At 64.1% G+C, this 10,883-nt stretch carries 11 protein-coding genes; 9 read left to right on the top strand and 2 right to left on the bottom strand.

The window, feature by feature from the left end:
- Positions 1–50 precede the first annotated feature (50 nt).
- Complete coding sequence (locus A5634_RS13570; RefSeq protein ID WP_065144564.1) at positions 51–836, top strand: SDR family oxidoreductase; 786 nt, start codon at positions 51–53, stop codon at positions 834–836.
- A 12-nt stretch (positions 837–848) separates the two neighbouring features.
- Positions 849–1,763 carry an SDR family oxidoreductase gene (locus A5634_RS13565; RefSeq protein WP_065144563.1) on the top strand — a complete coding sequence of 305 codons (915 nt, stop codon included), beginning with the start codon at positions 849–851 and terminating at the stop codon, positions 1,761–1,763.
- Between the two features lie 11 nt (positions 1,764–1,774).
- Here the strand turns inward: A5634_RS13565 and A5634_RS13560 are convergent, their stop codons facing one another.
- Entirely contained in the window at positions 1,775–2,224 is a 450-nt protein-coding gene (locus tag A5634_RS13560) for a nitroreductase family deazaflavin-dependent oxidoreductase (RefSeq protein ID WP_065144562.1), read from the bottom strand.
- A 90-nt stretch (positions 2,225–2,314) separates the two neighbouring features.
- Positions 2,315–3,478, bottom strand: coding sequence for a steroid 3-ketoacyl-CoA thiolase (locus A5634_RS13555; protein WP_065144561.1), 1,164 nt, complete (start codon positions 3,476–3,478; stop codon positions 2,315–2,317).
- Between the two features lie 159 nt (positions 3,479–3,637).
- Between A5634_RS13555 and A5634_RS13550 the strand changes: the two genes are divergently transcribed.
- The 7 genes from A5634_RS13550 to A5634_RS13520 all read left to right on the top strand — a co-directional run bounded on the left by A5634_RS13550 (position 3,638) and on the right by A5634_RS13520 (position 10,613).
- Positions 3,638–4,891: a cytochrome P450 gene (locus A5634_RS13550; protein WP_065144560.1), complete on the top strand. Its 1,254-nt coding sequence runs from the start codon at positions 3,638–3,640 to the stop codon at positions 4,889–4,891.
- Between the two features lie 17 nt (positions 4,892–4,908).
- A complete protein-coding gene (locus A5634_RS13545) occupies positions 4,909–5,973 on the top strand; it encodes an acyl-CoA dehydrogenase family protein (RefSeq protein ID WP_065144559.1) in 1,065 nt (354 codons plus the stop codon).
- Entirely contained in the window at positions 5,964–7,127 is a 1,164-nt protein-coding gene (gene fadE29, locus A5634_RS13540; protein WP_065144558.1) for an acyl-CoA dehydrogenase FadE29, read from the top strand. Before A5634_RS13545 ends, fadE29 begins: the two co-directional genes overlap by 10 nt.
- A complete protein-coding gene (locus tag A5634_RS13535; protein ID WP_065144557.1) occupies positions 7,124–8,074 on the top strand; it encodes a bifunctional MaoC family dehydratase N-terminal/OB-fold nucleic acid binding domain-containing protein in 951 nt (316 codons plus the stop codon). The genes fadE29 and A5634_RS13535 overlap by 4 nt, the downstream gene beginning before the upstream one ends.
- Entirely contained in the window at positions 8,071–8,472 is a 402-nt protein-coding gene (locus tag A5634_RS13530) for a MaoC family dehydratase (protein ID WP_065144556.1), read from the top strand. Before A5634_RS13535 ends, A5634_RS13530 begins: the two co-directional genes overlap by 4 nt.
- Positions 8,473–9,630, top strand: a complete 1,158-nt coding sequence (locus A5634_RS13525; RefSeq protein ID WP_065144555.1) for a lipid-transfer protein — start codon at positions 8,473–8,475, stop codon at positions 9,628–9,630.
- Positions 9,631–9,746: 116 nt separating this feature from the next.
- Positions 9,747–10,613: a hypothetical protein gene (locus A5634_RS13520; protein ID WP_065144554.1), complete on the top strand. Its 867-nt coding sequence runs from the start codon at positions 9,747–9,749 to the stop codon at positions 10,611–10,613.
- Positions 10,614–10,883: the final 270 nt, after the last annotated feature.

Raw genomic sequence — 10,883 nt, 5'->3', positions numbered from 1 at the left:
CCTACTGGGGTCAGTTACCTAAGCAAGCACTTGCTTGGTACGCTAGCACAATGACCGACCCGCTCTCAGCCACCGGCCTCAACTTTGGTCTGGCCGGACGAGTGGCGTTGGTAACGGGCGGTGTTCGTGGCGTCGGCGCGGGTATCAGTTCGGTTTTCGCCGCACAGGGGGCCACGGTCGTGACCTGCGCCAGGCGCGCGGTCGAAGGTCTGCCGTACGAATTTCACCCCTGCGACGTGCGGGACGAGGTGGCCGTCCAGGGCCTCATCGAGGCGATCGTGGAGCGCCACGGCAGGCTCGACGTCGTGGTCAACAATGCCGGCGGTTCGCCCTACGTGTTGACTGCGGACTCCAGCCCGAAGTTCAACCGCAAGATCATCGAGCTCAATTTGATTGGCGGACTGCTGGTTTCGCAGTGCGCCAACGAACGGATGCAAACGCAACACGATGGCGGGTCGATCGTGAACATCTGCAGCCTGTCCGGCCGACGGCCGAGCCCGGGCACCGCGGCCTACGGGGCGGCCAAAGCGGGGCTGGAGAGCCTCACCCAGACACTGGCGGTGGAGTGGGGCCCGAAGGTCCGGGTCAACGCGTGTGTGGTCGGCATGGTCGAAACCGAGCAGGCCGACCTGTTCTACGGCGACGCTGAGTCGATCGCCGCAATTTCTAAGAATGTGCCCTTGGGGCGGTTGGCCAAGCCTGAGGACATCGGCTGGGCTGCAGCGTTTTTGGCGTCGGGTGCCGCGTCCTATATCAGCGGTGCATCGTTGGAGGTCCATGGTGGTGGCGAACCGCCGCACTATCTGGCCACCACGAACGCGAGCGCGATCAACTAGAGGAGACAGAAGATGGGTGTGGTTGACGGCCGGGTCGTCATCGTTACCGGCGCGGGCCGCGGGATCGGGCGCGCGCATGCGTTGGCGTTCGCCGCCGAAGGTGCGCGCGTGGTGGTCAACGACATTGGTGTGGGTCTGGACGGTTCGGCCGGCGAGAGCCCGGCGCAGCAGGTGGTCGACGAAATCAAGGCCGCCGGCGGCGAAGCCGTCGTCAACGGCGACGATGTCGCGGACTGGACCGGGGCGCAGAACCTGATCGACACCGCCGTCGACACCTTCGGCGGATTGGACGTTCTGGTCAACAACGCCGGCTTCATCCGCGACCGAATGTTGGCCAACACCAGCGAAAGTGAGTGGGACGCCGTCATCCGCGTGCATCTCAAAGGCCACTTCGCCACGCTGCGCCACGCCGCGGGTTACTGGCGACGCCAAATCAAAGGCGGCACAGTCGGTCCCGATGAACTCAACGCCCGCATCATCAACACCAGTTCCGGTGCCGGACTGCAGGGCAGCGTCGGCCAGGGCAACTACTCCGCCGCCAAGGCTGGGATCGCCGCGCTTACTCTCGTCGGTGCCGCGGAGCTAGGCCGCTACGGCATCACGGTCAACGCGATCGCACCGGCCGCCCGCACCCGGATGACCGAGGCCGTGTTCGCCGAGACGATGGCCGCACCCGAGGACGGAGGGTTCGACGCGATGGCACCGGAAAACGTGTCGCCACTCGTGGTTTGGTTGGGCAGTGTCGAATCCCGCGCCGTGACCGGCAAGGTATTCGAGGTCGAGGCCGGGTTGATCCGGGTCGCTGAAGGTTGGGCGCACGGACCGCAGATCGACAAGGGCGCCAAGTGGGACCCGGCCGAATTGGGGCCCGTCGTCAGCGATTTGCTGGCCAAGTCGCGCACGCCGGTTCCGGTGTACGGAGCTTAGGTATTACGGCGCTACGGGTCGCAGATGACGAGCGGGATCACCCGATCGGTCCAGGTTTGGTAGTCGTCGAGTGGGGGATACACGGCGGCCAGCTCAGACCAATACCGTTCTCGCTCTACGGGTGTGGCGTCGCGGGCCCGCAGCTGCAGCACCTCGTCGCGGATCTGCACCGAAACTTTCGGCTCTGCGTTTAGATTCAGGTACCACAGCGGATGCTTGTTGGAGCCGCCGCGCGATGCCACCAGAACCACGCGGTCGCCGTCGCGCACATAGATCAACGGGCTCACCCGCGGTTCACCGCTGCGGCGGCCGGTCGTGGTCAGCAACGCAACCGGGGCCTTTTTGATTGTGCCGCCGAGCTTTCCGTTGCTGAGGCGATAGATCGAGGTGTTGGCCCGCGCCATCCACTTGATGAAGACGTCGACCCACGGTGCATTCAGAAACCGCGGTGGTGGTGTCATCCTAGTTTGCCTCCGAGTCGAACCCGGCTGCGATTCCAAGCCGGGAATTTCGCAGTGTGGTTGGGCTCGCGGTCCAACGGGGCTCGCAACCTAGATGCGCTCGATGATGGTCCCGGTCGACAAAGCGCCGCCCGCGCACATCGTGATCAGGGCGGTGCTCTTGTCGGTGCGCTCCAACTCGTGCAGGGCCGTGGTGATCAGGCGGCTGCCGGTAGAACCCACCGGATGCCCCAGCGCGATGGCGCCACCGTTGACGTTAACCCTGTCCATGTCGGGCTCGTGGACCCGCGCCCAGGACAGCACCACCGATGCGAAAGCCTCGTTGATCTCGACGAGGTCGATGTCGCCGATCTTCATGCCGGCCTTCTCCAACACCTTCGCGGTGGACTGGACGGGCCCGTCGAGGTGGTAGTAAGGCTCGGCGCCAACCAGCGCCTGACTGACGATCCGGGCCCGTGGCCGCAGACCGAGGGCCTTGGCTTTGTCTTCGTCCATCCAGAGCACGGCCGCGGCACCGTCGGAGATCTGTGAAGACGTGCCCGCGGTGTGGATGCCGCCCTCGAGGACGGGCTTGAGCTGACTCAGACCGGACAGCGTGGTGTCGCGCAGGCCCTGGTCGCGGCTGATGGTCACCCGTTCGGACGTGGGTTGCTTGTTCTCGTCGAGGGCCGGGGCTTCGATCGGGGAAATCTCGCGGTCGAACCGTGCTTCAGCCCAGGCCTGCTTGGCCTTGGCCTGGGAGGAGTAGCCGAACTCGTCGATGTCCTCTCGGGTGATGCCGCGCCGCTTGGCGATCCGCTCGGCCGCGGTGAATTGGTCGGGCAGGTCGATGTCCCACGACTCGGGACGCAAGATGCTGCGGTCGGGGCCCGCGTTGGCGCCGAGGCCGACCCGGCTCATAGCTTCGATTCCGCACGCGATACCGATGTCGATCGCTCCGGCAGCTATCAAACCCGCGACCAGGCCGTTGGCCTGCTGACCGCTGCCGCACTGGCAATCAACGGTCAGGGCACCGACGTGCTCCGGCAACCCGGCGACCAGCCAGCTGACTCGGGTGATGTTGTTGGACTGTTCGCCGAACTGCGTCACGCAGCCGCCGATGACCTGCTCGACATCCCCGGCGTCAATACCGGCCTTGTTCACCAGCGCCTTTTGGGTGGCTCCGAGCAGTTCGGTGGCGTGCAGTCCTGACAGCCAGCCGTTGCGCTTACCGATGGGGCTGCGGGTGGCTTCAACGATTACCGGGTTACCCATGACGCCAGGCTAGAACACGTTTCATTACTATGACAAGCGAGGATGCTCTCGCGCCTTTTGTCTGCGGTAAAGGCATGTTTTACTGGCAACAGAGCATCACTAGGACAGCTAGTGTCCTGGGATCGAGTCACCGCGGACTGTAGTTAAAGGAGAACTAGCGTGCCCAGCCCCAATCTTCCCCCCGGATTCGATTTCACCGACCCTGACATCTATGTCGAGCGGGTGCCGGTCGAGGAGTTTGCCGAGCTGCGGGCATCGGCCCCGATCTGGTGGAACAAGCAGGCCCCCGGTGAGGGTGGCGGCTTCCACGACGGCGGTTATTGGGCGATCACCAAACTCGCCGATGTCAAGGAGATATCCCGGCGCAGCGACATTTTCTCCAGCTACGAGAACGGGGTCATCCCCCGATTCAGCAACGACATCGCGCGCGAGGACATCGAGGTGCAGCGGTTCGTCATGCTGAACATGGACGCTCCGCACCACACCCGGTTGCGCAAGATCATCTCCCGCGGCTTCACGCCGCGTGCCGTCGGACGGTTGCAGGACGAGCTGCAGCAACGGGCTCAGAAGATCGCTCAGGAGGCGGCCGCTGCCGGGTCGGGCGACTTCGTCGAGCAGGTCTCCTGCGAGCTGCCGTTGCAGGCCATCGCCGGTTTGCTCGGGGTGCCCCAGGAGGACCGCGGCAAGCTGTTCGACTGGTCCAACGAGATGACCGGCACCGACGACCCGGAGTTCGCCCACGTGGACCCCAAGATGTCGTCCGCGCAGTTAATCGGCTACGCGATGCAGATGGCCGAGGAGCGGGCCAAGAACCCGGGCGAGGACATCGTCACGCAGCTGATCGAGGCGGACATCGACGGCGAGAAGCTTTCCGACGACGAGTTCGGCTTCTTCGTGGTGATGCTCGCGGTGGCCGGCAACGAGACGACCCGCAACTCCATCACGCACGGCATGATCGCGTTCTCGGAGAACCCCGAGCAGTGGGAGCTGTACAAGAAGGAGCGTCCGGAGACCGCCGCCGATGAGATCGTCCGCTGGGCCACCCCGGTCACCACCTTCCAGCGCACCGCGCTGGAGGACTACGAACTGTCCGGAGTGAAGATCAAGAAGGGCGAGCGGGTGCTGATGTTCTACCGGTCGGCCAACTTCGACGAAGAGGCCTTCGAGGACCCGTACAAGTTCGACATCATGCGCAGCCCCAACCCGCACGTCGGCTTCGGCGGTACCGGTGCGCACTACTGCATCGGTGCCAATTTGGCGCGCATGACGATCAACCTGATCTTCAACGCGATCGCGGACAACATGCCCGACTTGAAGCCTGTTTCGGCGCCCGAGCGGTTGCGGTCCGGATGGCTCAACGGCATCAAGCACTGGCAGGTCGACTACACCGGTAAGTGCCCGGTGGAGCGTTGATTGTTTTGAATACGACAATGGATTTCGACCTCAGCGCGGAGCAAGAAGCCGTCGCCGATGTGGTGACGTCGGTCTTTGAACGGGACCTCTCGTGGGAGGCGCTTGTTCAGGGTGGCGTAACGGCGCTGCCGGTACCCGAACGCCTTGGCGGCGACGGGGTGGGGCTGGCCGAGGTTGGCACGGTATTGACCGAAGTTGGCCGACACGGCGCGATCACGCCCGCGTTGGCCACCCTCGGGTTCGGTGTGGTGCCGTTGCTCGACCTGGCCTCCGAAGAGCAGCAGGACCGCTTTTTGGCCGACGTGGCCAAGGGTGGGGTGCTTTCGGCAGCTCTCAACGAGCCGGGCCGCGCGCTGCCGGACCGGCCTTCGGTCGCGTTGCACGACGGCCGGCTCTCCGGCGTGAAAGTTGGTGTGGGCTACGCGGAGTCGGCCGATTGGCTGCTGGTGACCGCAGACACCGGCGTGGTGGTGGTATCGAGCAAGGCCGACGGCGTGCAGTTCGTCCGGACTCCGACATCCAACGGTTCCGACGAGTACACGGTGACTTTCGAGGATGTCCCGGTCGCTGACAGCTTGGCGGGCGCCTCGGCGGGGCGGGTAAACCAGTTGGCGCTGGCCATGATTGGCGCCTACGCCGACGGACTTGTGGCCGGGGCGTTGCGGTTGACCGCGGACTACGTGGCGGGGCGCAAGCAGTTTGGCAAACCGCTGTCGACGTTCCAGACGGTCGCCGCGCAGCTGGCCGAAGTCTACATCGCTTCGCGCACCATCGATTTGGCTTCTAAGGCGGTTGTTTGGAAGCTGACCGAGGGACAGGACGCTGCCGCTGATCTCGACGTGCTCGGGTACTGGCTGGCCTCGCAGGCGCCGCCGGTGATGCAGATCTGCCATCACCTGCATGGCGGCATGGGCATGGATGTCACTTATCCGATGCACCGGTACTACTCGACGATCAAGGACCTGACTCGGTTGTTGGGCGGTCCGTCGCATCGTCTCGGCCTCTTGGCGATCGCAAGCGCGGCGCAGCCGGGCGCAGCGGGGCGCCAAGCAGACAGCTTGGTGGGAGCGCAGTGTTCATAGACCTCACTCCGGAGCAGCGGCGATTGCAGGCCGAGCTACGAGAATACTTCCAGAACTTGATTTCGTCCGACGAGGCGAAAGCGATGGAGTCCGACCGGCACAACGAGGCCTACCGCGCTGTGATCCGGCGGATGGGCAAGGACGGCAAACTCGGGGTCGGCTGGCCAAAGGAATACGGCGGCTTGGGTTTTGGGCCCATCGAGCAATCGATCTTCGTCAACGAGGCGCATCGGGCCGATGTGCCGCTGCCGGCGGTGACGTTGCAGACTGTCGGCCCGGTACTGCAGCAGTTCGGCAGCGAGGCGCAGAAGAAGAAGTTCTTGCCGGCAATTCTGGCCGGCGAGGTGCACTTCGCGATCGGCTACACCGAACCCGACGCCGGCACCGACCTGGCGTCGTTGCGCACCACCGCGGTTCGGCAGGGCGACGAGTACATCGTCAACGGCCAGAAGATCTTCACCACCGGCGCCCACGACGCCGACTACATCTGGCTGGCCTGCCGCACCGACCCGGAAGCCGTTAAGCACAAAGGCATTTCGATCCTGATCGCCGACACCAAAGATCCCGGCTACTCGTGGACGCCGATCATCCTGTCCGATGGCGCTCACCACACCAACGCCACGTACTACAACGACGTGCGGGTGCCGGTCGACATGCTGGTCGGCGAAGAGAACGGCGGGTGGCGGCTGATCACCACGCAGCTCAACAACGAACGGGTGATGCTCGGTCCCGCGGGTCGCACCGCCGGCATCTACGACCGAGTCCACGACTGGGCGTCAAAACCGGGCGGCGACGGCGTCACGCCTCTTGAACACGACGACGTCAAGCGCGCGCTCGGTGAGATCTATGCGATGTGGCGGATCAACGAACTGCTCAACTGGCAGGTCGCCGCCGCCGGCGAAGACATCAACGTGGCCGATGCCGCGTCGACGAAAGTCTTTGGCACCGAACGTATCCAGTACATCGGACGCCTCGCCGAGGAGATCGTCGGCAAATACGGGAACCCGGCCGAGCCTGCGACGGCGGAGCTGCTGCAGTGGCTGGACTCGCAGACCAAACGCAACCTGGTGATCACGTTCGGCGGAGGTGTCAACGAAGTTATGCGCGAAATGATCGCCGCGGCAGGCCTGAAGGTGCCAAGGGTGCCTCGATGAGTGAACTTCAAGAAGCCATCACGGAGATCATTGCGGGTGGCGGTCCCAAACCGCGCGTCGGTCGGGACCCGGTGAACCAGCCGATGATCAACAATTGGGTGGAAGCCCTCGGCGACCGTAACCCGATCTACGTGGACGAGGCCGCCGCGCAAGCGGTCGGGCACCCGGGACTGGTCGCACCGCCGGCAATGATCCAGGTGTGGACCATGTTTGGCCTGGGCGGCGCCCGCCCAGACGACGACCCAATGGGTCCGATGATGGAGTTGTTCGACGCCAACGGCTACATCGGCGTGGTCGCCACGAACTGCGAGCAGACCTACCACCGTTATCTCCGGCCGGGTGAGGAAGTCAGCATCACCTCGGAGATGCGTGATGTGGTCGGACCCAAACGGACCGCGCTAGGTGAGGGCTTCTTCATCAACCAGCACATCGTGTGGCGGGTGGGTGATGAGGATGTGGCCGAAATGGAATGGCGCATACTCAAATTCAAGCCTGCTGAGTCCGGGCCTGCTGCCTCGGTGCCCGACGACCTCGATGCCGACGCCATGATGCGCCCTGCGTCGTCACGCGATACCACTTTCTTCTGGGAGGGCGTCAAGGCCCACGAGTTGCGGATCCAGAAACTGCCCGACGGTTCGTTGCAGCACCCGCCGGTACCAGCGGTGTGGCAGGACCCTGCTAAGCCCGTGGACTACGCGGTGTCCAGTGGTCGCGGCACGGTGTTCAGCTTCGTGGTGCACCATGCGCCTCGGGTTCCCGGTCGCACACTGCCTTTCGTGATCGCTCTGGTCGAGCTGGAGGAAGGTGTTCGCCTGCTCGGCGAGCTGCGCGGGGCCGATCCCGCCACGGTGGAGATCGGTCAGCCAGTTCGGGCGACCTACATCGACTTTCCGGCCGGCGACAGCGGACCGGAGTGGACCCTCTACGCCTGGGAGCCTGACGCATGAGCGCACCGGCAGTAGAAGTGGGCTTGCAGCTGCCTGAGCTGAAGCTGGAGGGGACCCCAACGTTCATCATCTCAACGGCCCTGGCTACCAGGGACTTTCAGGATGTGCACCATGACCGGGATCTCGCACAGGCCAAGGGATCCAAGGATATCTTCGTCAACATCCTGACCGACACCGGGCTGGTGCAGCGCTACATCACCGACTGGGCCGGGCCGTCGGCGTTGATCAAGTCGATCGGGCTGCGACTCGGGGTGCCGTGGTACGCCTACGACACGGTGACCTTCTCGGGTGAGGTGACCGAAGTGCAGGACGGCTTGATCACGGTAGAGGTGTTGGGAGCCAACAGTCTTGGCAATCACGTGATTGCTACGGTGACACTGACGATGGGGGACGCCTAGATGTTGTCCGGTAAGGCTGCCATCGTCGGGATCGGCGCCACCGACTTCTCGAAGAACTCCGGGCGGTCCGAGTTGCGACTGGCCGCCGAGGCGGTGCTGGACGCGCTCGACGACGCCGGACTTTCACCTTCGGACGTCGACGGTTTGACGACGTTCACCATGGACACCAACACCGAGATCGCCGTCGCGCGGGCGGCCGGAATCGGTGACCTGAAGTTCTTCTCCAAGATCCACTATGGCGGTGGTGCGGCGTGTGCGACGGTCCAACAGGCCGCAATTGCGGTTGCGACCGGCGTGGCCGACGTGGTGGTGGCCTACCGGGCGTTCAACGAGCGGTCCGGTATGCGCTTCGGCCAGGTGCAGACCAGGTTGACCGAGAACGCGGATTCAACCGGCGTCGACAACTCATTCTCGTATCCGCATGGGCTTTCGACGCCGGCCGCACAGGTTGCGATGATCGCGCGGCGCTATATGCACTACTCCGGCGCGACGAGCCGCGACTTCGGTGCGGTGTCGGTGGCCGACCGTCGACATGCGGCGAAGAACCCAAAGGCCTACTTCTATGAGAAGCCGATAACCATTGAGGATCACCAGAATTCGCGATGGATCGCCGAGCCGTTGCGGTTACTGGACTGTTGCCAGGAAACCGACGGCGCGGTCGCGATCGTGGTCACGTCGGTGGAGCGGGCCCGCGATTTGAAGCATCGTCCCGCCGTCATCGAGGCGGCGGCGCAGGGGTCGAGTCCGGACCAGTACACGATGGTCAGCTACTACCGGTCCGAGCTCGGCTTGCCCGAAATGGGCTTGGTTGGCGAGCAGTTGTGGAGTCAGTCGGGTTTAGGGCCAGCCGATATCCAGACCGCGGTGCTCTACGACCACTTCACGCCGTTCACGCTGATTCAGTTGGAGGAATTGGGATTTTGCGGCCGCGGTGAGGCCAAGGACTTTATCGCCGACGGTGCCCTTGAGATCGGCGGACGGCTGCCCATCAACACCCACGGCGGCCAACTCGGCGAGGCCTACATTCACGGCATGAACGGAATCGCCGAGGGCGTAAGGCAATTGCGCGGCACCTCGGTGAATCCGGTGCCTGACGTCGAGCACGTGCTGGTGACTGCGGGGACGGGTGTGCCGACGTCCGGGCTGATTTTGGGCTGACTGCCCCTTTGCGCCGAGCGTCACGCTAGCGTGGCTGTCGGCGTCGAACGTCACGCCAGCGTGGCGTTGGGGATGGCTAAAGTGACGGGCGCGGTGCTTCGTGCAACGCTGCGATCGTGTCAGAACCATTCGTTGGCAGTGAGGCTGTGGCCAATGGGGATGTCAGCAAGAGTGCGTTGCGGACGCGGTATCGCAGGCTTCTGCCCAACGTATATGTCGGTCCACACGTTGAACTCACATCGGAGGTGCGGGCCAAAGCGGCATGGCTTTGGTCTCGGCGAAAGGGCATCGTCGCGGGTGTGACGGCTAGCGCGGTGCACGGCGCTAAGTGGGCCGAGCCGGGAGAACCGTTGGAAATCCTCCACAGGAATCGAAATCCGATATCAGGACTCCGAGTTCGCGGTGATCGCATCGAAGACGACGAGATCATCTGGCTTAACGGCATCCCGGTGACGACTGCCGCTCGCACTGCGCTTGACCTAGGCTGCTGGCGTCAAGGGGACGATGCGGTAGTCGCCATCGATGCCTTGCTCGCAGCTGTCGAACTGAAGGTTGCTGACGTGGAGTTGGTCGCCGAGCGCTATCCCGCTCGACGCGGGATACGGCAGGCGCGTGCGGCTCTCGAACTGGCGGACGGCGGTTCGCAGTCACCGAGGGAAACGAAACTTCGACTGCTGTTGATCCGAGCGGGTTTTCCGTGTCCGCAGACGCAGATTCCCGTTCGGGATGAATCTGGCGATGTCTTTGCCTACCTTGACATGGGCTGGGAGGACGTCATGGTCGCCGTCGAGTACGACGGTGAACAGCATCGCACCGACCATTGGCAGTACAAATGGGACATTCGTCGGCAGGAAAAGATCCAGCGGACCGGGTGGATAGACGTCCGAGTCGTCGCAGCGGATCGGCCGTCGGACATTATTCGGCGTGTCGCCGCTGCCCGTGCCAGTCGCGGGATAAACGACCGATTGTGGGTACGGCGCTAGCGTGACGTTCGGCGTTGGTTGCCGCGCTGGTGTGACGTTCGGCGGAGGTGAGGAGCGGAGCGGTTGGGGTGTGTCACGCTGGTGTGACGTTCGGCGTTGGTTGCCGCGCTGGCGTGACGCTCGGCGCAGGCGAGGATCGGAGCGGTTGGGGTGTGTCACGCTGGTGTGACGTTCGGCGTTGGTTGCCGCGCTGGCGTGACGCTCGGCGCAAATCAAGTGAGGCTATGACGCAGGAACCAATTCCACGCCGCTCAGCACGACGGCGTTGTC

Origin of the sequence: Mycobacterium asiaticum (assembly GCF_001673365.1) — a bacterium.
In the GTDB taxonomy this organism is placed as follows: Bacteria; Actinomycetota; Actinomycetes; order Mycobacteriales; family Mycobacteriaceae; genus Mycobacterium; species Mycobacterium asiaticum_A.
This window is presented reverse-complemented; position numbering and strand designations above follow the sequence as displayed.

Excerpts from the sequence above, each read along its gene's own strand:
- A5634_RS13570 (WP_065144564.1), top strand. The coding sequence starts at position 51 with ATGACCGACCCGCTCTCAGCCACCGGCCTCAACTTTGGTCTGGCCGGA.
- A5634_RS13565 (WP_065144563.1), top strand. The coding sequence starts at position 849 with ATGGGTGTGGTTGACGGCCGGGTCGTCATCGTTACCGGCGCGGGCCGC.
- A5634_RS13560 (WP_065144562.1), bottom strand. The coding sequence starts at position 2,224 with ATGACACCACCACCGCGGTTTCTGAATGCACCGTGGGTCGACGTCTTC.
- A5634_RS13555 (WP_065144561.1), bottom strand. The coding sequence starts at position 3,478 with ATGGGTAACCCGGTAATCGTTGAAGCCACCCGCAGCCCCATCGGTAAG.
- A5634_RS13545 (WP_065144559.1), top strand. The coding sequence starts at position 4,909 with ATGGATTTCGACCTCAGCGCGGAGCAAGAAGCCGTCGCCGATGTGGTG.
- A5634_RS13535 (WP_065144557.1), top strand. The coding sequence starts at position 7,124 with ATGAGTGAACTTCAAGAAGCCATCACGGAGATCATTGCGGGTGGCGGT.
- A5634_RS13530 (WP_065144556.1), top strand. The coding sequence starts at position 8,071 with ATGAGCGCACCGGCAGTAGAAGTGGGCTTGCAGCTGCCTGAGCTGAAG.
- A5634_RS13525 (WP_065144555.1), top strand. The coding sequence starts at position 8,473 with ATGTTGTCCGGTAAGGCTGCCATCGTCGGGATCGGCGCCACCGACTTC.